At 60.2% G+C, this 20,462-nt stretch carries 13 protein-coding genes and 2 tRNA genes; 11 read left to right on the forward strand and 4 right to left on the reverse strand.

The window, feature by feature from the left end; translation table 11 throughout:
* The first annotated feature begins 11 nt into the window (after positions 1 to 11).
* A complete protein-coding gene (locus tag ACA075_RS02625; RefSeq protein WP_497297165.1) occupies positions 12 to 1,301 on the forward strand; it encodes an adenylosuccinate synthase in 1,290 nt (429 codons plus the stop codon).
* 150 nt (positions 1,302 to 1,451) lie between these two features.
* Positions 1,452 to 3,386 (forward strand): methyl-accepting chemotaxis protein, encoded by a 1,935-nt coding sequence (locus ACA075_RS02630; protein WP_497297166.1) that lies wholly within the window; start codon positions 1,452 to 1,454, stop codon positions 3,384 to 3,386.
* 122 nt (positions 3,387 to 3,508) lie between these two features.
* Here the strand turns inward: ACA075_RS02630 and ACA075_RS02635 are convergent, their stop codons facing one another.
* The 4 genes from ACA075_RS02635 to ACA075_RS02650 form a co-directional block, all read right to left on the reverse strand.
* On the reverse strand, positions 3,509 to 5,074 hold the full coding sequence (locus tag ACA075_RS02635) for an ABC transporter permease (RefSeq protein WP_497297167.1): 1,566 nt from the start codon (positions 5,072 to 5,074) through the stop codon (positions 3,509 to 3,511).
* Positions 5,074 to 6,084, reverse strand: a complete 1,011-nt coding sequence (locus ACA075_RS02640; RefSeq protein WP_497297168.1) for an extracellular solute-binding protein — start codon at positions 6,082 to 6,084, stop codon at positions 5,074 to 5,076. The genes ACA075_RS02635 and ACA075_RS02640 overlap by 1 nt, the downstream gene beginning before the upstream one ends.
* A 346-nt stretch (positions 6,085 to 6,430) precedes the next feature.
* Positions 6,431 to 6,517: transfer RNA gene (locus tag ACA075_RS02645), tRNA-Leu, on the reverse strand.
* Between the two features lie 166 nt (positions 6,518 to 6,683).
* A tRNA-Leu gene (locus ACA075_RS02650) sits at positions 6,684 to 6,770 on the reverse strand.
* A gap of 226 nt (positions 6,771 to 6,996) precedes the next feature.
* Here ACA075_RS02650 and rnr point away from each other — a divergent pair.
* The 9 genes from rnr to ACA075_RS02695 all read left to right on the forward strand — a co-directional run bounded on the left by rnr (position 6,997) and on the right by ACA075_RS02695 (position 20,446).
* Positions 6,997 to 9,627, forward strand: coding sequence for a ribonuclease R (rnr, locus tag ACA075_RS02655; protein WP_497297169.1), 2,631 nt, complete (start codon positions 6,997 to 6,999; stop codon positions 9,625 to 9,627).
* Positions 9,624 to 10,391, forward strand: coding sequence for a 23S rRNA (guanosine(2251)-2'-O)-methyltransferase RlmB (gene rlmB / locus ACA075_RS02660; RefSeq protein ID WP_497297171.1), 768 nt, complete (start codon positions 9,624 to 9,626; stop codon positions 10,389 to 10,391). The genes rnr and rlmB overlap by 4 nt, the downstream gene beginning before the upstream one ends.
* A gap of 315 nt (positions 10,392 to 10,706) precedes the next feature.
* Positions 10,707 to 11,129 carry a 30S ribosomal protein S6 gene (rpsF, locus tag ACA075_RS02665; RefSeq protein WP_003236224.1) on the forward strand — a complete coding sequence of 141 codons (423 nt, stop codon included), beginning with the start codon at positions 10,707 to 10,709 and terminating at the stop codon, positions 11,127 to 11,129.
* Positions 11,130 to 11,157: 28 nt separating this feature from the next.
* Positions 11,158 to 11,388 (forward strand): 30S ribosomal protein S18, encoded by a 231-nt coding sequence (gene rpsR, locus ACA075_RS02670; protein WP_002551829.1) that lies wholly within the window; start codon positions 11,158 to 11,160, stop codon positions 11,386 to 11,388.
* Between the two features lie 36 nt (positions 11,389 to 11,424).
* A complete protein-coding gene (locus ACA075_RS02675; RefSeq protein WP_497297172.1) occupies positions 11,425 to 12,318 on the forward strand; it encodes a hypothetical protein in 894 nt (297 codons plus the stop codon).
* A gap of 19 nt (positions 12,319 to 12,337) precedes the next feature.
* Positions 12,338 to 12,784, forward strand: coding sequence for a 50S ribosomal protein L9 (gene rplI / locus ACA075_RS02680; protein WP_003197251.1), 447 nt, complete (start codon positions 12,338 to 12,340; stop codon positions 12,782 to 12,784).
* A gap of 109 nt (positions 12,785 to 12,893) precedes the next feature.
* Positions 12,894 to 14,288 (forward strand): replicative DNA helicase, encoded by a 1,395-nt coding sequence (gene dnaB / locus ACA075_RS02685; RefSeq protein ID WP_045061826.1) that lies wholly within the window; start codon positions 12,894 to 12,896, stop codon positions 14,286 to 14,288.
* 285 nt (positions 14,289 to 14,573) lie between these two features.
* Positions 14,574 to 16,877, forward strand: coding sequence for a YgiQ family radical SAM protein (locus tag ACA075_RS02690; protein ID WP_497297173.1), 2,304 nt, complete (start codon positions 14,574 to 14,576; stop codon positions 16,875 to 16,877).
* 293 nt (positions 16,878 to 17,170) lie between these two features.
* On the forward strand, positions 17,171 to 20,446 hold the full coding sequence (locus ACA075_RS02695) for a transglutaminase family protein (protein ID WP_497297174.1): 3,276 nt from the start codon (positions 17,171 to 17,173) through the stop codon (positions 20,444 to 20,446).
* Positions 20,447 to 20,462: the final 16 nt, after the last annotated feature.

The following is a 20,462-nucleotide window of genomic DNA, read 5'->3' on the forward strand; positions in this document are numbered from 1 at the left end:
GGACAAGTGTTATGGGTAAGAATGTCGTAGTCCTGGGCACCCAATGGGGTGATGAGGGCAAAGGCAAGATCGTTGATCTGCTGACCGAACATGCTGCCGCCGTAGTGCGCTATCAGGGTGGCCACAACGCGGGTCACACCTTGGTGATCGACGGCGAAAAAACCGTCTTGCACCTGATTCCGTCGGGCGTGCTGCGCGAAGGCGTGCAGTGCCTGATCGGCAACGGCGTGGTGGTTGCACCCGACGCTCTGCTGCGGGAAATCATCAAGCTGGAAGAGAAAGGCGTACCGGTGCGTGAGCGCCTGCGTATCAGCCCGTCCTGCCCGCTGATCCTGTCCTTCCACGTTGCGTTGGACCAGGCTCGTGAAAAGGCCCGTGGCGAGCTGAAGATCGGTACGACCGGTCGCGGCATCGGCCCGGCCTACGAAGACAAGGTTGCGCGTCGTGGCCTGCGTGTTGGCGACCTGCTAAACATGCCGCGCTTTGAAGAAAAGCTGCGTGAACTGGTGGATTACCACAACTTCATGCTGGTGGGTTACTACAAAGAGCCGGCCATCGAGTTCGAAAAGACCCTGGCTGAATGCAAAGAATACGCTGAGCTGCTCAAGCCGCTGATGCTGGACGTGACGGCCGAGCTGCACGACCTGCGTCGCGCCGGCAAAGACATCATGTTTGAAGGCGCCCAAGGTTCGTTGCTGGACATCGACCACGGTACCTACCCGTACGTGACCAGCTCTAACACCACCGCTGGTGGCGTCGCTACCGGTTCGGGTGTTGGTCCGATGTTCTTGGACTACATTCTGGGCATCACCAAGGCTTACACCACTCGGGTAGGTTCGGGTCCTTTCCCGACTGAACTCTTCGACGAAGTCGGTGCGCACCTGGCCAAACAAGGTCACGAGTTCGGTGCGACTACCGGCCGTGCCCGTCGTTGTGGCTGGTTCGACGCCGTTATCCTGCGTCGCGCTATCGACGTGAACAGCATCTCGGGCATCTGCCTGACCAAGCTGGACGTACTCGACGGTCTGGAAACCATCAACATCTGCGTCGGCTACAAAGATGCCGAAGGTAACGCTGTTGCCCCGACTGACGCTGACAGCTACGTGGGCCTGCAGCCTGTGTACGAAGAAGTTCCGGGCTGGACCGAGTCGACCGTGGGTGCCAAAACCCTGGAAGAGTTGCCAGCCAACGCGCGCGCCTACATCAAACGCGTCGAAGCGCTGATCGGTGCGCCGATTGACATTATTTCGACGGGCCCGGACCGCAACGAAACCATCGTTTTGCGTCACCCGTTCGCTTAATAAGTCGTTGATGTAAAACACAAAGGGTCCTTCATTGGACCCTTTGTCGTTTCTGTCTGCCGGACGGCATGACCTTTGCTGTGATGTTGAATAAAAGCATCGCTTCCAGTGCGCCATCAATTTAATGGCGCCAAAGCAGAGGGATTCCAAGTGTCGGCCGTTCTCTCATTGTTACAAAGCCGTTTGTTGCGGCCTGTGTTCGTTACCCTTGGTATCGCCCTTTTGGTGCAGGTGCTGGTGGCTGTTGCCCTGACTCGGAGCACGGTGACTGCGCTTGAAGCCGATTTGGCTGCTCGCCTGGGTGCCGACAGTCAAAAACTGTCTGGCGAACTTGAGCAGGCGGGGCGTGAAGTCACCTCGAGCCTGGACAATCTCTCCACCAGTACCCGCCAGCGACTCACCGCCGGCCTGTCTACGCGATTGAAAGACGAGCAGGTGCAACTGCGTGCGACGTTGGAAAAGGATCTCAAGGATTCGGCCAACGACATGGCGCAACTGCTGGCCTCGGTCGCTCCGCGTGCCATGTGGGACAGCGACGTTCCAACCCTGTCCGAATTCGCCCGCCGGGCCCAGCGCAATCCAAACGTACTGTTCGTGGTCTATGACGACGCGACGGGTCAGCACCTGACGCGCTACCTCAACCGCGAAAACCCGATCAACAAGGCGCTGCTGGAGAAAGGCCAGGGCGAGCGTGCGCTGGACAAGGTGCTGGACGCGGCGAAGAACGATCCGTCGGTCTACTACCTCGAAGCCTCGATCAACCCTAACGGCGTGGAAATCGGCAAGGTCTTGATGGGCGTCTCGACCGCCTCGGTGGAAACCGATCTGGCGGCCCTGGATAAACGTTTTGCGGCGCTGATTGCCAGCGGTGATCAACTGGTCGGCGACAGCCTCAAAGGCGCGGCTGCCGACAGTGCCACGGCGATGCGTGCGCGCCTGACTTCTGCGCAGGCCACGGCTTCTGAAATGAAAGCCAACACCACCAGCACCGTGCAGGAAGCAGCGTCGACATTGCGCTGGCGCATCGGGATGTTCCTGGCGCTGGTCGGTTGCGGTGTGTTGCTGTTGCTTGCGGTGGTGCTGGGCCGTCGCGTGGTCAATCGCTTGAAGATGTTGATCAGCGCCATGGATGATCTGGCGGCAGGCGAGGGCGACCTGACCAAGCGTGTGCAGATCAACAGCAAGGACGAAATTGGCGACATGGCCTCGGCGGTCAACCGCTTTGTGGATAAGTTGCAGCCAATCGTGCGCGAAGCAGGCGATGTCGCTCAGCGAACCGGCGTGGAAATCGGCGCCATGACCCTGCGCAATGCCGGAGCCGATGCGGCGGCGGGCATGCAGCGCGATGAAGTGGCTGAGAGCCTGCGTGCGTTGTCGCAGATGGCGGATGAAGCCCAATCGGAAAGCCACGCCATGCAGGCTGCGTTGCAGCAGGTGGTGGACATTCGTTCGGCCACTGATGAGAACACCCGCACTTCGGCGAAAGTCGGCAGCCTGATCGAGGCATTGGCCGGGCAGGTCGACACCGGATCGAAAGTCATTGAGCGTCTGGCGCAGCAGAGCGAGCAGATTGAGGTGGTGCTGACCGTTATTCACGGGATCGCCGAGCAAACCAACCTGCTGGCACTGAACGCCGCCATCGAAGCGGCGCGTGCCGGCGAAACCGGTCGTGGCTTTGCGGTGGTGGCGGACGAAGTCCGGGCGTTGGCGAGCAAGACCCAAAGTTCCACCGGCGACATCCAGGCGCACATCGTGGCCTTGCAGCAAGGTGCGCGTGAAGCGGTGGCAGCGATCGGCCAGGCCGGGCGTCAGGCCAATGAAGGTTTGCTGGTATTGCGTGACAGCGCAAGGCTGCAGCAGTCGGTGCAGGCATCGGTCGAGCAGGTGCATGCGGCGATTGGGCTGGCGACGCAAGCAGCGGCGCATCAGGCGCAGGGTGCGCAAGCGGTGCGGGGTCGGGTCGAGACCATTCATGCACAGGCTGAGAAAGCGGCTCAGGCGGTGGTGGAAACCACGGCCAGCGGCAAGGTGCTGGATGGGTTGGCGGCGCAACTGAAGGCGAGCCTGGGGCAGTTCCGGGCTTAAATTTGTATTGGCGGGTCTGACGCTATCGCGGGCAAGCCCGCTCCCACAGTGATTTCTGTCGCACACACATTGTGTGCTCACTGAAGAACATTGTGGGAGCGGGCTTGCCCGCGATAGCGGCTTCAGCGGCTCAGATACATTCGCGTCGTAAGAAGATAGACCGGCAACCCCGACACCAAGATCAACAACGCCGCATAAGGCGCCGCCGCCGCAAACTCCACATTCGAGGTATGCGCCCATACCTCCGTCCCCAACGTATTGAGCCCGGTCGGACTCAACAGCAACGTCGCCGTCAGTTCCTTCATCGCATCCAGAAACACCAGCGCAAACGCTGCACCCAGCGCTGGAAAGATGATCGGCAGCGTCACCCGGCAAAACGCGCTGAAAGACGACGCCCCCAGCGTGCGTGCCGCCTCTTCCAGTTGCGGCGCCGCCTTGTTCAGCGCCGTGCGAATCGGCGCCTGCGCCAAGGGCAAAAACAGCAGCGCATAAGCGATCAGCAGCAGTGCCGAAGTCTGGTACAGCACCGGCACGTAATGCAGGGCGAAATACACCAGCGTCAGCGCAATCACCAAGCCTGGCAGCGCGTGGAGCAGATACGGCAAGCGCTCGGCCCAGATCGCCAGTCGGCCTTTGTGCCGCACCACCAGCAGTCCCACCGGCACCGCCAGCACCAGGCACAGCGCGGCACCACCCAGCGACAGCGCCAGGGACGATAGCAGCGCCTCGCTGATCGCTGCCACTGGGAATGCCGCCGACGAACCTACCGCCAGCCAATACGCAAGCATCCCCAGCGGAGTGCCGCTGCCGATAATTGCCAATGCCAGGCAGTAAACCTGTCCGGCGAACGTCCACGACCCCAGTCGAACCTGTTCTGCCTGCCGCGCTGCGCCCTGGCCGGTGCGCACGTGCCGGCCTTTGCCGCGTACTCGCAACTCAAGCCACAACAACACCAGGCAAAGCGCCAGAAGCACCGCCGACAGCATCGCCGCGTTGGCGTTGCTGAATTCCAGTTCGAACTGCTGATAGATCGCGGTGGTAAAGGTTTGCAGGCCGATGATCGACAGGGCGCCGAACTCCACCAGCATGTGCAGGGCGATCAACAGCGAGCCGGCAAGCAGCGACGGCCACAGCAGGGGGAGGGTAATCCTGAAAAATACGCCCCAGCGATTCTGTCCCAGGGTGCGGGCAGACTCCTCCAGGGACGGATCGAGATTGCGCAAGGTCGCTGCGACGGGCAGAAAGATCAGTGGGTACTTCGACAGGGTCATCACCAGGATCGCCCCGCCCAGGCCTTCGAAATGCGCGCTCAGGGATACCCAGGTAAAACTGCTGACGAACGCCGGCACGGCGAACGGCAAGCACAGGATCACGCCCCACAAGCGCCGTCCCGGCAGATTGCTGCGTTCCAGCAGCCAGGCAAGGGATAAGCCGATCACGCCGCAAGCAACCGTCACACCGATCATCAGCGCCAACGTATTGCGCAGCAGCCCGAACACATAGGGCCGCCACAGCAAATGCAGCGCCTCGGCCCAGCCGGCCTGCCAGGTCTTGAGCCCGACATACACCAGCGGTAAAAGGCTGAGCAGCACCAACAGCAAAACCGGCAGCAACAGCCAGATTGACGGCCGCTTGCGCCGTGGCACGTAACCCCCGCGCGAGGCGGGGGCGGATAACGATGCGCTCATCAGTTCAAGCCAACATCACGTTCCAGGTCCAGAGCTTCTTCGGCGTTGCCGAGATCGGCCGGGGTGACTTTCGGCGCCTCCAGTTCGCTGAACGGCTTGAGGCCGCGATCCGATTCCATGCCTTTGTGCAGTGGGTATTCGGCGGTGGTCTGAGTGATCGCGCGCTGGCCTTCTTCACTGGCCATGTAGGCGAGGAATTGCTGGGCTTCTGTTGGATGTTTGCTGGATTTCAACACGGCAGCGCTGGAAACGGTGATCAGCCCGCCGACATCGCCGCCGGTGAAGTAATGCAGTTTCGAATCGAGCTGGCCTTTTTCGCGCTGCAAGGCGAACCAGTAATAGTTGTTCACCAATACGGTGGCGACTTCACCGTTTTCCACCGCCTTCAGCGCCACCATATTGTTGCTGTAAGTCTTGCCGAACGCGCGCAGGCCGGTCAGCCATTCTTCCGCTGCGTCCATGCCGTGGACTTTGATGATTGCCACGGCCTGTTCCTGGAACGCGCCGCTGGTGGGTACGAAACCGACCTTGCCTTGCCATTTCGGATCGGAGAATTCCATCACCGACTTGGGCAGGTCTTTTTCATCGATCAGTTTCGGGTTGAAGGCGACCACACGGACCCGGGCGGTGATGCCGATCCAGGTGCCATTGCCCGCGACGTAGTCTTTTGGCAGAACGGCAAGGGTGGCGGCATCGGTCTGGGCCAGCAGGCCTTGTTCGCCGAGCTTGTTCAGCGGTGGCGATTCTTCGGTGTAGATCACATCGGCGGGGGAGCGATCACCTTCTTCGATGACCTGGCTGGCGAGCTGGTTGCTGCTGCCTTTGCGCACGTTGACGTGAATGCCGGTTTTGGCCTCGAAGGCTTTGGCGATGGCGTCGCCGACTTCCTTGTGTTGGCCGTTGTAGAGGGTCAGGGAAACTGGATCAGCAGCCTGGGTGAGGGGAGTGGCGAGAGCCAGGCCGAGCAGGGTGAAGGTCAGGCCTCGGCGCAGGGTATTTCGAAACATCATTCGCAGGGTTCCTCACTGTCGCATTGCAAAAACTTGAAACAATGATAAACGATATTGGTTCTCAAGTGCGCCTTGCGGGGCGCAGAGGGTTTTGCTAGAGGGGTTGCGATCGATGTGGCGAGGGAGCTTGTCGAATCGTCGCACCGTCCCGTTCGGCTGCGAAGCAGTCGAAAATCTGACAATAAGGTGCCGCCAGGAAGATTGAAGAGGGCTGCTTCGCACCCCAGCGGGAGCAAGCTCCCTCGCCACAGGAGGAGTAATACTTGAAATTTTTGAATGCCAGAAACGCAAAAACCCGCTTTCGCGGGTTTCTGTGAAATTCAAGATCGTGACCTTGAATTTGAATTGGTGCCCAGAAGAAGACTCGAACTTCCACGACCTTGCGGTCACCAGCACCTGAAGCTGGCGTGTCTACCAATTTCACCATCTGGGCATAATCTTCAGCGTCGCCGCTGTTGATGTGGCGCACTATACGGAGAGCGTTTTGATCTGTAAACCCCTGATTTAGATTTAATAAATCAGATGTTTAGAATGCAAAAAACCCGCTTTCGCGGGTTTTTGTGTGAGCCTTGAAATTGATCTAATCTCAAGCTCTAAATTGGTGCCCAGAAGAAGACTCGAACTTCCACGACCTTGCGGTCACCAGCACCTGAAGCTGGCGTGTCTACCAATTTCACCATCTGGGCAGTATCGGCAACGCTAGTGCGTCGTCGATGGCGCGCACTATACGGAGCGTCTTTTTAACTGTAAACCCCTGGCATCAAAAAAACCTGGAAAATTTTACCGACGGCATTTAAATCAGCTTTGCGCTGTCGATATAAGGCTTTAGATGGGCTGTCGCAGTCTGAAATTTCCCGTTTCATTACGCCTATGCCAAACTAACCCGCATATAGACAAGGTGAAAACTCTCTAATGGCCGATTGGCAGTCCCTCGATCCCGAGGCCGCTCGTGAAGCGGAAAAATATGACAACCCTATTCCTAGCCGCGAACTGATCCTTCAGCACCTTGCTGATCGGGGTTCGCCTGCTAACCGCGAGCAGCTGGTGGAAGAGTTTGGTCTGACCACAGAAGACCAGATCGAAGCCCTGCGTCGTCGCCTGCGCGCCATGGAGCGCGATGCTCAACTCATCTATACCCGTCGCGGTACCTATGCGCCGGTGGACAAGCTCGACCTGATCCTCGGTCGCATCAGCGGCCACCGTGACGGCTTCGGCTTCCTGGTCCCGGACGACGGCAGCGACGACCTGTTCATGAGCCCGGCGCAAATGCGCCTGGTGTTCGATGGGGACCGTGCGCTGGCCCGTGTTTCCGGCCTTGACCGTCGCGGTCGCCGCGAAGGCATGATCGTCGAAGTGGTGTCCCGTGCCCACGAAACCATCGTCGGTCGTTACTTCGAAGAGGGCGGTATCGGCTTCGTGGTGGCGGACAATCCGAAGATCCAGCAAGAAGTGCTGGTCACCCCGGGTCGCAATGCCAACGCGCAGATCGGTCAATTCGTCGAAGTGAAGATCACTCACTGGCCGACGCCACGCTTCCAGCCGCAAGGCGACGTGGTCGAAGTCGTGGGCAACTACATGGCGCCGGGCATGGAAATCGATGTCGCCCTCCGCGCGTACGATATCCCGCATGTCTGGCCTGAAGCGGTCTTGAAAGAAGCCGCCAAGCTCAAGCCTGAAGTCGAAGAGAAAGACAAAGAGAAGCGCATCGACCTGCGTCATCTGCCGTTCGTGACCATCGACGGTGAAGACGCGCGCGATTTCGATGACGCGGTTTACTGCGAAGCCAAGCCAGGCAAGCTGCGCCTGTTCTCCGGTGGCTGGAAGTTGTACGTGGCGATCGCCGACGTCTCCAGCTACGTGAAGATTGGTTCGGCCCTGGACAACGAATCCCAGGTTCGCGGCAATTCGGTGTACTTCCCCGAGCGCGTCGTGCCGATGTTGCCCGAGCAACTGTCCAACGGTCTGTGCTCGCTGAACCCGCACGTCGATCGCCTGGCCATGGTTTGCGAGATGACCATCTCCAAATCCGGCGAGATGACCGACTACTGCTTCTATGAGGCGGTCATTCACTCCCACGCCCGCCTGACCTACAACAAGGTCAGCGCGATGCTGGAAACGCCAAAAATCACCGAGGCGCGTCAGCTTCGCGGCGAGTACAACGATGTTCTGCCGCACCTAAAGCAGCTTTACGCACTGTACAAAGTGCTGCTCGGCGCTCGTCACGTGCGTGGCGCGATCGATTTCGAAACTCAGGAAACCCGGATCATCTTCGGGACCGAGCGCAAGATTGCCGAAATCCGTCCGACCGTTCGCAACGATGCGCACAAGCTGATCGAGGAATGCATGCTGGCGGCCAACGTGGCCACGGCTGAATTCCTCAAGAAGCACGAAATCCCTGCGCTGTATCGCGTTCACAACGGCCCGCCACCGGAGCGTCTGGAAAAACTGCGCGCCTTCCTCGGCGAGCTCGGTTTGTCCCTGCACAAAGGCAAGGACGGCCCATCGCCGAAGGATTACCAGGCGTTGCTGGCGAGCATCAAGGACCGTCCGGATTTCCACCTGATCCAGACCGTCATGCTGCGCTCGTTGAGCCAAGCGGTGTACAGCGCCGATAACCAGGGCCACTTCGGCCTGAATTACGAAGCCTATACCCACTTCACCTCGCCGATCCGCCGCTACCCGGACTTGCTCACGCACCGGGCAATCCGCAGCGTCATCCATTCCAAGCAGGACACGCCGCACGTTCGTCGTGCCGGCGCGATGACCATTCCGAAAGCGCGCATCTATCCGTACGACGAAGCGGCGCTGGAACAGCTCGGCGAGCAGTGCTCGATGAGCGAGCGCCGTGCCGACGAAGCGACCCGCGACGTAGTGAACTGGCTCAAATGCGAGTTCATGAAGGACCGCGTTGGCGAATCGTTCCCGGGTGTGATTACCGCCGTGACCGGTTTTGGACTGTTCGTCGAGCTGACCGACATCTACGTCGAAGGCCTGGTGCACGTCACTGCGCTGCCGGGTGATTACTACCACTTCGACCCTGTGCACCACCGCCTCGCCGGTGAACGTACCGGTCGCAGCTTCCGCCTTGGCGACACCGTTGAAGTGCGCGTGATGCGCGTTGACCTCGACGAACGCAAGATCGACTTCGAGATGGCTGAAAAAACCATCAGCGCGCCGATCGGCCGCAAGAAACGCGGGACCGAAAAGACCGAGCCGGCCGCCAAGACAACGGCCAAAACCGCTGCAGAACCGGCCCCGGCTAAAACCGGTCGCCGTCCTGCCAAGGAAAAGGCTGTCGAAGCCTATCGCCCAAGCGATGCTGCGGCGAAAAATGCCGAGCTGCGTAAAAGTCGTGAACTGAAGCAGGCGTTGCTGTCTGAAGCGAAAAGCGGCGGTAAAGCGGCGTCTGGGGGAAAGACCGGACGGTCGGCGCCTGACAAGGCCCCCGGCAGCAAGCCAAGCAAACACCGTAAAGGCCCGCCGAAAGCGGGTTCGGCCCCAGCCAAAAGCGGCGGGGCGCGTAAACCTAAGGCCAAGTCATGAGTCATTTGGAAAAGATCTACGGCGTGCACGCTGTAGAAGCGTTGCTGCGTCACCACCCGAAACGCGTCAAGCAGATCTGGCTGGCTGAAGGCCGCAATGATCCGCGCGTTCAAACGCTGATCGAACTGGCTGCGGAAAATCGCGTAGCCGTCGGCAATGCCGAGCGCCGTGAGCTGGATGCCTGGGTTGAGGGCGTGCACCAGGGCGTCGTGGCGGATGTGAGCCCGAGCCAGGTCTGGGGCGAGGCGATGCTCGACGAGCTGCTTGATCGCACCGAAGGCGCACCGCTGCTGCTGGTGCTCGACGGCGTGACCGATCCGCACAATCTTGGCGCTTGCCTGCGTTCGGCCGATGCGGCCGGTGCGCTGGCGGTGATCGTACCGAAGGACAAGTCAGCCACCCTGACCCCGACGGTACGGAAGGTGGCTTGTGGTGCGGCGGAAGTGATTCCGTTGGTCGCCGTGACCAACCTGGCGCGCACCCTGGAAAAACTCAAGCAACGTGGCTTGTGGGTTGTCGGTACGGCGGGCGAGGCTGAGCAGAGTCTGTATCAGCAAGACATGACCGGTCCGACCATCCTGATCATGGGCGCTGAAGGCAGCGGCATGCGTCGCCTGACTCGCGATCTTTGCGACTATCTGGTGCATTTGCCAATGACTGGCAGCGTCAGCAGTCTCAACGTGTCCGTGGCGACCGGTGTTTGCCTGTTCGAGGCCCAGCGCCAGCGCAGCGTCAAAGCTGCAACGGGCGGCAAAAAGTCTTAAGCCAGTTGTAATCCCTGTGGGGGCGAGCCTGCTCGCGAAAGCGGAGTAACATTCAGCATCAATGTTGAATGTCAGACCCCCTTTGCGGGCAGGCTCGCTCCCACAGTGGTTTGTGTCAGGGCAAAAAATCGCGGTGCGAACGAACTGTTCAAATAATCACCAATTGCCTTGCGCCTCTCCTGTCCCTTCTCTACAATTGCGCCCCTTGCTGTGACGGCAGGCACTGATGTGTCTATCGCAAGCAAGTCCATAAGTGTCATTCACTCCTTGTCTGACCGTTTTTGAACGGCAGGCTACAACCCGTAAGGAGCATTCATGCGTCATTACGAAATCATCTTTTTGGTCCACCCGGATCAAAGCGAGCAAGTCGGCGGCATGGTTGAGCGTTACACCAAGCTGATCGAAGAAGACGGCGGCAAAATCCACCGTCTGGAAGATTGGGGCCGTCGTCAACTGGCCTACGCAATCAACAATGTTCACAAGGCTCACTACGTGATGCTGAACGTTGAGTGCACTGGCAAGGCCCTGGCCGAGCTGGAAGACAACTTCCGCTACAACGATGCAGTGATCCGTAACCTGGTCATCCGTCGCGAAGAAGCCGTTACCGGCCAATCCGAGATGCTCAAGGCTGAAGAAAACCGCAGTGAGCGCCGTGAGCGTCGCGACCGTCCTGAGCACGAAGGCGCTGATAGCGCTGATAGTGATGACAGCGACAACAGCGATAACGCTGACGAGTAATCCACGGACCTTTTAAGGAGCCTATCAAATGGCACGTTTCTTCCGTCGTCGTAAATTCTGCCGCTTCACCGCTGAAGACGTGAAAGAGATCGATTACAAAGATCTCAACACTCTGAAAGCCTACGTATCCGAGACCGGCAAAATCGTTCCAAGCCGCATCACCGGTACCAAAGCTCGTTATCAGCGTCAGCTGGCCACCGCTATCAAGCGCGCCCGCTTCCTGGCCCTGCTGGCCTACACCGACAGCCACGGCCGCTGAGACCGGGCAGTCGACACGTAGCAAAGGATTGAATGCATGCGCGCCTTAGCTGAGTTCATCATGCGCGGCCGTATGCAGGCCACTCTGGTAGTGGCTGGATGCGCAATATTGCCGTTGTTGTATTGGTTGGGTGCTGCCGCTGGATGCCTTGTGCTCCTGCGGCGCGGATTGAAGGACGCCGTTGGCGTACTTTCTCTGGGACTGCTGCCAGCGTTGATCTGGTGGCTTTACTCCGATGACCCACGGGCACTTCTGGTGCTGCTGGGGTCTTCGAGCCTTGCGTTGGTTTTGCGCGCAAGCGAATCCTGGAACCGCGTGCTGCTGGTCAGCATAGCGATGGGAGTGGTGTTTGCAGTGGTGCTGGGGACAGTTTTTGCTCCCCAAATCGAGATGCTGGCGCAGGCTTTGATAAAAGTCATGCCGTCGCTACTCGGTGATGTCTACCAGAAGTTGTCGGTAGACGAGCAAGCGCATTTTGCGTCCCTGATTGCACCGGTCCTGACTGGCCTGATTGCGGCCTTGTTGCAAATCGTCAGTGTGCTGAGCCTGATTGTCGGGCGCTACTGGCAGGCGTTGTTGTACAACCCGGGTGGTTTTGGTCGCGAGTTTCGCGCCATCCGATTCCCGCTTTTACCAGCGATGTTGCTGCTGGCGTTCATGCTTCTGGGGCCGAACATCGGTCCGCAGATGGCCATGTTGACGCCGTTGTGCAGCGTACCGCTGGTGTTCGCCGGGCTGGCCCTGATTCACGGGCTGGTGGCGCAAAAGCGACTGGCCAGGTTCTGGCTGGTGGGGTTGTACGTCACGCTGTTGCTGTTCATGCAGCTGATCTATCCGTTGCTGGTGGTCTTGGCCATCGTCGACAGCCTGATTGATTTTCGCGGTCGTTCGGCACCGAAAGATGCCGATAGCGCGAACGGTGAAGGTTAAAAGTTAAGAGGATTTTCACATGCAACTGATCCTTCTGGAAAAAGTCACCAACCTGGGCAACCTGGGTGACAAAGTAAACGTTAAGGCTGGTTACGGTCGTAACTACCTGCTGCCTTACGGCAAAGCGACCGCTGCGACCGCTGCCAACCTGGCTGCGTTCGAAGAGCGTCGCGCTGAGCTGGAAAAAGCCGCAGCAGACCGTAAAACGTCGGCTGAAAGCCGTGCCGCCCAACTGGCTGAGCTGGAAGTGACTATCACTGCCACCGCTGGTGACGAAGGCAAGCTGTTCGGTTCGATCGGTACTCACGACATCGCTGATGCACTGACCGCCTCTGGCGTTGAAGTGGCAAAAAGCGAAGTTCGTCTGCCGAACGGCACCATCCGCAACGTAGGCGAATTCGACGTAGCCGTGCACCTGCACGCCGAAGTTGAAGCCACCGTACGCGTTGTCGTGGTAGCAGCTTAAGCAGCACTTGATCGGCTGGCGGCTTGCCCGTCAGACGGTTAACATCGGGCACGATCCTGTTTACAGGTCGTGCCTTTTGTTTTTCTGAAATTCCTAATTCCAAGTGGCCATGAACGATATCTCCGCTCCCGAGCAATACGATCTGCAAACCGCTGCCCTGAAGGTGCCGCCGCATTCCATCGAGGCCGAACAGGCCGTGCTCGGTGGTTTGATGCTGGACAACAACGCCTGGGAACGCGTGTTGGATCAAGTGTCGGACGGCGATTTCTATCGGCATGACCACCGCTTGATCTTCCGTGCGATCGCCAAGCTCGCCGACCAGAACTCCCCCATCGACGTCGTGACCCTTGCCGAGCAATTGGACAAGGAAGGTCAGACCTCGCAGGTCGGTGGCCTCGGTTACCTGGGTGAACTGGCGAAAAACACGCCGTCCGTCGCCAACATCAAAGCCTATGCGCAGATCGTCCGTGCGCGGGCGACCTTGCGACAGCTGATCGGCATTGCTTCCGAAATTGCCGACAGTGCCTTCAACCCGGAAGGGCGCACGGCTGAAGAGATCCTCGACGAAGCCGAACGGCAGATCTTTCAGATCGCCGAGGCGCGGCCGAAAACCGGCGGCCCGGTGAGCGTGAATGACCTGCTGACCAAGGCCATCGACCGCATCGACACCTTGTTCAACACCGACAACGCCATCACCGGCCTGTCCACCGGCTACACCGACCTCGACGGGATGACCAGCGGCCTGCAACCGTCTGACCTGATCATCGTCGCCGGCCGTCCGTCCATGGGTAAAACCACCTTTGCGATGAACCTGGTGGAAAACGCCGTGTTGCGCAGTGACAAGTGCGTTTTGGTTTACTCGCTCGAGATGCCAGGCGAATCGCTGATCATGCGTATGTTGTCGTCCCTGGGCCGTATCGACCAGACCAAGGTCCGTGCCGGTCGCCTGGACGACGACGATTGGCCGCGTCTGACGTCGGCGGTCAATCTGCTGAATGATCGCAAGTTGTTCATCGACGATACGGCCGGTATCAGCCCGTCGGAAATGCGTGCGCGGACCCGGCGTCTGGTGCGCGAGCACGGCGATGTTGCCTTGATCATGATCGACTACCTGCAATTGATGCAGATTCCAGGTTCCGGCGGCGACAATCGGACCAACGAGATTTCCGAAATCTCCCGCTCCTTGAAAGCCTTGGCCAAGGAATTCAACTGCCCGGTGGTGGCGTTGTCCCAGCTCAACCGCTCCCTGGAGCAACGCCCGAACAAGCGCCCGATCAACTCCGACCTCCGGGAATCCGGAGCGATCGAGCAGGATGCTGACGTCATCATGTTCGTGTACCGGGACGAGGTTTATCACCCGGAGACCGAGCACAAAGGCATCGCCGAGATTATCATCGGCAAGCAGCGAAACGGCCCGATCGGCACGTCGCGGCTGGCGTTCATCGGTAAATACACCCGCTTCGAAAACCTCGCGCCGGGCAGCTACAACTTCGACGACGAGTAACGCCCAGGCAGGACGCTTGCCTGTGGCGAGGGAGCTTGCTCCCGCTCGGCTGCGCAGCAGTCGCAAAGCTGAGGAATGCGGTCCGTCTGGAAAAGTTCGGTCGAAGGTTTTGGGGTCGCTTCGCTGCCCAGCGGGAGCAAGCTCCCTCGCCACAAGGGTTGCGCCTGGCCTCTGGATCTTTGCGCGAAACGGGCGCCGCAATTTCCGACCATAGCCGTCGGAATTGGTTATTTTTTGTGCTATATTCCGCGCCCGCGATTTTTCATCTCAACACCGGTCATCGTCATGCAAACAGCCAAGCCGTTATTTGACTATCCCAAGTACTGGGCCGAATGTTTCGGCCCGGCGCCATTCCTGCCGATGAGCAGGGAGGAGATGGATCAGCTTGGCTGGGATTCCTGCGACATCATCATCGTCACCGGTGATGCCTACGTCGATCACCCGTCTTTTGGCATGGCAATCATCGGCCGGCTGCTGGAGTCGCAAGGCTTTCGCGTCGGGATCATTGCCCAGCCAAACTGGCAGTCCAAAGACGACTTCATGAAGCTCGGCGAGCCGAACCTGTTCTTCGGTGTCGCGGCCGGCAACATGGATTCGATGATCAACCGCTACACCGCCGACAAGAAAATCCGCTCCGATGACGCCTACACCCCGGGTGGCCTGGCGGGCAAACGTCCGGACCGCGCGAGCCTGGTTTACAGCCAGCGCTGCAAGGAAGCCTACAATCACGTGCCAATCGTGCTTGGTGGCATCGAAGCTTCCCTGCGCCGCATCGCCCACTACGATTACTGGCAGGACCGGGTGCGCAACTCGATCCTGATCGACGCCTGCGCCGACATCCTGCTTTACGGCAACGCCGAGCGTGCAATTGTCGAGGTCGCTCAGCGTCTGTCCTATGGTCACAAGATCGAAGACATCACCGATGTGCGCGGCACCGCGTTCATCCGTCGTGACACGCCGAAAGACTGGTACGAAGTTGACTCCACGCGTATCGACCGTCCGGGCAAGGTCGACAAGATCATCAACCCCTACGTGAACACCCAGGACACCCAAGCCTGCGCCATCGAGCAGGAAAAGGGGCCGGTCGAGGATCCGAGCGAAGCCAAGGTCGTACAGATCCTGGCCAGCCCGAAAATGACCCGCGACAAAACCGTGATTCGTCTGCCCTCGGTCGAGAAAGTCCGTGGCGACGCGGTTCTGTACGCCCACGCCAACCGCGTGCTTCACCTGGAAACCAACCCGGGCAACGCCCGTGCGCTGGTGCAGAAGCACGGCGAAGTCGACGTCTGGTTCAACCCGCCGCCGATTCCGATGACCACCGAAGAAATGGACTACGTGTTCGGCATGCCCTATGCGCGCATTCCGCACCCGGCGTATGGCAAGGAAAAAATCCCGGCCTACGACATGATCCGCTTCTCGGTGAACATCATGCGTGGTTGCTTCGGTGGCTGCACCTTCTGCTCGATCACCGAGCACGAAGGCCGGATCATCCAGAACCGTTCCGAAGAGTCGATCATTCGCGAAATCGAAGAGATCCGCGACAAGGTCCCAGGCTTCACCGGCGTCATTTCCGACCTCGGCGGCCCGACCGCGAACATGTACCGCATTGCCTGCAAGAGCCCGGAAATCGAATCCGCGTGCCGCAAGCCGTCGTGCGTGTTCCCTGGCATCTGCCCGAACCTGAACACCGACCACTCGTCGCTGATCCAGCTCTATCGCAGTGCCCGTGCCTTGCCGGGTGTGAAGAAGATCCTGATCGCGTCCGGCCTGCGCTATGACCTCGCGGTCGAGTCGCCGGAATACGTCAAAGAACTGGTGACTCACCACGTCGGTGGTTACCTGAAGATCGCCCCGGAACACACCGAGGAAGGTCCGCTCAACCAGATGATGAAACCGGGCATCGGCAGCTATGACAAGTTCAAGCGCATGTTCGAGAAGTACTCCAAGGAAGCCGGGAAAGAGCAGTACCTGATTCCTTACTTCATCGCCGCCCACCCGGGCACCACCGATGAAGACATGATGAACCTGGCCCTTTGGCTCAGGGGCAACGGCTTCCGTGCCGACCAGGTGCAGGCGTTCTACCCGTCGCCGATGGCCACCGCCACCGCGATGTACCATTCGGGCAAGAACCCGCTGCGCAAAGTCACTTACAAAAGTGACGCCGTGACCATCGTCAAGAGCGAAGAGCAGCGTCGCCTGCACAAGGCGTTCTTGCGTTATCACGACCCGAAAGGCTGGCCGATGCTGCGTGAAGCGCTGACCCGCATGGGCCGCGCCGACCTGATCGGGCCGGGCAAGAACCAGTTGATCCCGCTGCATCAGCCGGCGACCGACAGCTACCAGAGTGCCCGGCGCAAGAACTCGACGCCGGCCGGCAGCCATAAAGTGGCTGGGGAAAAGACCACCAAGATCCTGACCCAGCACACAGGCCTGCCACCGCGTGCCAGCGATGGCGGCAATCCGTGGGACAAGCGTGAACAGGCCAAGGCGGCGGCATTCGCCCGCAACCAGCAGGCGGCCAAGGAGCGCAAGGATGCGGCCAAAGGCAAAGGGCCCAAGCCTGCGCGTAAGCCGGTTGTACCGCGCTAAGCCTCGCTGGAGCTGAACAGAACGCCAACCTTCGGGTTGGCGTTTTGCGTTTCTGGGCCACTGAGCGCCGGGTCCCCAGGACGAACCCGCGAAGAGGCCGTTACAGCTACAGCAAATTCTGCCTGACAGCCCCCGGCCGCAACATTTCCGTGCAACTCCTTCCAACCAATTTCCCGCATCGCCCGATTTTGGTGCTGTACTGCCTCAAGCAACCGAAGAAAGCGCCAGCACCGCTGGATGGCATAAGTCTTGCGCGCTTTCCCAATACGCTTAAGGCTCGCAGGAGGCACGCCGTGTCGATTCATGTCGCATTGCACCACGTCACGCATTACCGCTACGACCGCGCCGTCGAGCTCGGTCCGCAAATCGTTCGCCTGCGCCCGGCCGCCCACAGTCGCACGCGGATTCTGTCCTATGCGCTGAAAGTCACCCCCGAGCAGCATTTCATCAACTGGCAGCAGGACCCCCAGGGCAATTACCTGGCGCGGTTGGTGTTCCCGGAGAAAACCGCTGAGCTGCGCATCGAGGTCGATCTGCTGGCGGAAATGGCGGTCTTCAATCCGTTCGACTTCTTCCTCGAGCCCTACGCGGAAAAGATCCCGTTCACCTACGCCGCGGACGAGCGCAAGGAACTGGCGCCGTACCTGGAAACCCTGCCGCTGACGCCGAAGTTCAAGGCCTATCTGGACGGCATCGACCGCACGCCGCTGCCGAGCGTCGATTTCCTGGTGGCGCTCAATCAGCGCCTGAGCGAGGACATCGGCTACCTGATCCGCATGGAGCCGGGGGTGCAAACACCCGAACACACCCTTGAACATGCTTCCGGTTCCTGCCGCGACTCGGCGTGGTTGCTGGTGCAGTTGCTGCGCAACCTCGGGCTGGCGGCGCGTTTCGTCTCCGGCTACCTGATTCAGCTGACCGCCGACGTCAAAAGCCTCGACGGCCCCTCGGGCACGGAAGTGGATTTCACCGACCTGCACGCCTGGTGTGAGGTCTATTTGCCAGGCGCTGGCTGGATCGGCCTGGACGCAACGTCAGGGCTGTTTGCCGGTGAAGGACACATTCCGTTGGCGTGCAGCCCCGATCCGGGCTCTGCGGCACCGATCAGTGGCCTGGTGGAACCGTGCGAGTGTGAATTCACCCACGAAATGTCCGTGGAGCGGATCTGGGAAGCGCCGCGGGTCACCAAGCCCTACACCGAAGACCAGTGGCTGGCGATTCAGGCGCTGGGGCGGCAGATCGATGCCGACCTGCTGGAGGGCGACGTGCGCCTGACCATGGGCGGCGAGCCTACGTTTGTTTCCATCGACGATCCGGACGGTGACGAGTGGAACACCGCTGCACTCGGGCCTGACAAACGTCGCCTGTCCGCCGAGCTGTTCCAGCGCATGCGCAGACACTACGCGCCTAAAGGCCTGGTGCATTTCGGTCAGGGCAAGTGGTACCCCGGCGAGCAACTGCCGCGCTGGTCGCTCAATTGCTATTGGCGCCGCGATGGCGTGCCGATCTGGCACAACAGCGCGCTGATTGCCGATGAACAGGAAGACTACGGCGCCGATGGCGAGCTGGCCGGGCGTTTTCTCTCGAGCGTCGCCGAACGCCTGAAAATTCCGACACGCTTTGTGTTCCCGGCCTACGAAGACAATTTCTATTACCTCTGGCGCGAAGGCACGTTGCCGCTGAACGTCAGCGCCGAAGACTCACGGCTGGAAGAGCCGTTGGAGCGGGCGCGCCTGCGTAAAGTCTTCAGACAGGGGCTGGACAAGGTGATCGGCCAGGTCCTGCCGCTGGCGCGCACTGCCAAGGGTGATCAGTGGCAAAGCGGTCGCTGGTACCTGCGAGACGAGCATTGTCGGCTGGTGCCGGGTGATTCGCCGCTGGGTTATCGCTTGCCGCTGGGTTCGCAGCCCTGGGTTAAAGCGGCTGAGTATCCGTTCATCTACCCGAACGACCCCAACCAGGAATTCCCCGCGCTTCCGGACACTCAGCAGTTGAACAGCCCGGGTACACCGGCCGAAGTGCTCGAGCGCGATCTGGAGGTCGATGAATCCGCCGATTGGCTGACCCGCACCGCGTTCTGCGCCGAGGCTCGGGAAGGGCGCTTGTACCTGTTCATGCCGCCGCTGGAACGGGTCGAGGATTATCTGGAACTGGTCACCGCGATCGAGGCCACGGCGCAGGAACTGCATTGTCCGGTGCTGCTGGAAGGCTACGAGCCTCCGAGCGATCCGCGCCTGAGCAACTTCCGCATCACCCCCGACCCGGGCGTGATCGAGGTCAATGTGCAGCCGTCCGCCACGTGGGATGAGCTGGTCGAGCGCACTGAGTTTCTCTACGAAGAAGCGCGCCAGACCCGACTGACCACCGAGAAATTCATGATCGACGGCCGGCACACCGGCACCGGCGGCGGCAACCATTTCGTACTGGGTGGCGCGACGCCGGCTGACTCACCGTTTCTACGCCGTCCCGACCTGCTGCGCAGCCTGATCAGTTACTGGCATAACCACCCGTCTTTGTCCTACCTGTTTTCCGGATTGTTCATCGGCCCGACGTCCCAGGCGCCGCGTGTCGATGAAGCGCGCAACGATGCGTTGTACGAACTGGAAATTGCTTTCGCTCAGATGCCCGAACCAGGCGAGGAGTGCGCGCCGTGGCTGGTCGACCGGTTGCTGCGTAACTTGCTGATCGACGTGACCGGCAACACGCACCGCGCCGAGTTCTGCATCGACAAGCTCTATTCGCCGGATGGCGCCACGGGCCGCCTTGGATTGCTCGAGTTGCGCGCCTTTGAAATGCCACCGCATGCGCGCATGAGCCTGGCGCAACAGTTGCTGCTGCGGGCGCTGGTGGCGCGGTTCTGGCGCGAGCCGTATGCGCCGCCGAAACTGGCGCGCTGGGGCACTGAGCTGCACGACCGATTCCTGTTGCCGCACTTCATCGAGCAGGATTTCGCGGATGTGATCGTCGATCTCAATGCCGCCGGTTATCCCGTGCGGGCGGAGTGGTTTGCCGCGCATCTGGAATTTCGTTTTCCCAAGGTTGGCGATTACGCGGTCAGCGGCATCGAGCTGGAAGTTCGGCAGGCGTTGGAGCCTTGGCATGTATTGGGTGAAGAGGGCGCGGTCGGCGGCACGGTGCGCTACGTGGATTCGTCCCTGGAGCGCTTGCAGGTCAAGCTCACCGGCCTGGCGCCGCAGCGTTATTTGCTGACGTGCAACGGTGTTCCCGTGCCGTTGCAGCCGACTGGCCGCGTCGGCGAGTTTGTTGCCGGCGTGCGTTTCCGCGCCTGGCAACCGGCCAACTGCCTGCAACCGACCATCCCGGTCCACGCGCCGTTGGTGTTCGACTTGCTCGACACCTGGATGCAGCGCTCGCTGGGGGGGTGTCAGTACCACGTCGCCCATCCGGGCGGGCGTAATTACGACAGCTTGCCGGTGAATGCCAATGAGGCCGAGAGCCGACGGATGGCGCGTTTCTTCCGCATCGGACACAGCCCGGGGAAACTTCCGATACCGATTCTGGAAATTAATGACGAGCTGCCGATGACGCTCGATTTACGACGTTTCTAAACCGTACACGACGCTC

This window comes from Pseudomonas sp. LBUM1663 (genome assembly GCF_059695905.1).

Bases quoted from the DNA above. Each gene is read 5' to 3' on its own strand.
- ACA075_RS02625 (WP_497297165.1), top strand. From the start codon at position 12: ATGGGTAAGAATGTCGTAGTCCTGGGCACCCAATGGGGTGATGAGGGC.
- ACA075_RS02635 (WP_497297167.1), bottom strand. From the start codon at position 5,074: ATGAGCGCATCGTTATCCGCCCCCGCCTCGCGCGGGGGTTACGTGCCA.
- ACA075_RS02640 (WP_497297168.1), bottom strand. From the start codon at position 6,084: ATGATGTTTCGAAATACCCTGCGCCGAGGCCTGACCTTCACCCTGCTC.
- rnr (WP_497297169.1), top strand. From the start codon at position 6,997: ATGGCCGATTGGCAGTCCCTCGATCCCGAGGCCGCTCGTGAAGCGGAA.
- rlmB (WP_497297171.1), top strand. From the start codon at position 9,624: ATGAGTCATTTGGAAAAGATCTACGGCGTGCACGCTGTAGAAGCGTTG.
- rpsF (WP_003236224.1), top strand. From the start codon at position 10,707: ATGCGTCATTACGAAATCATCTTTTTGGTCCACCCGGATCAAAGCGAG.
- rpsR (WP_002551829.1), top strand. From the start codon at position 11,158: ATGGCACGTTTCTTCCGTCGTCGTAAATTCTGCCGCTTCACCGCTGAA.
- ACA075_RS02675 (WP_497297172.1), top strand. From the start codon at position 11,425: ATGCGCGCCTTAGCTGAGTTCATCATGCGCGGCCGTATGCAGGCCACT.
- rplI (WP_003197251.1), top strand. From the start codon at position 12,338: ATGCAACTGATCCTTCTGGAAAAAGTCACCAACCTGGGCAACCTGGGT.
- dnaB (WP_045061826.1), top strand. From the start codon at position 12,894: ATGAACGATATCTCCGCTCCCGAGCAATACGATCTGCAAACCGCTGCC.
- ACA075_RS02690 (WP_497297173.1), top strand. From the start codon at position 14,574: ATGCAAACAGCCAAGCCGTTATTTGACTATCCCAAGTACTGGGCCGAA.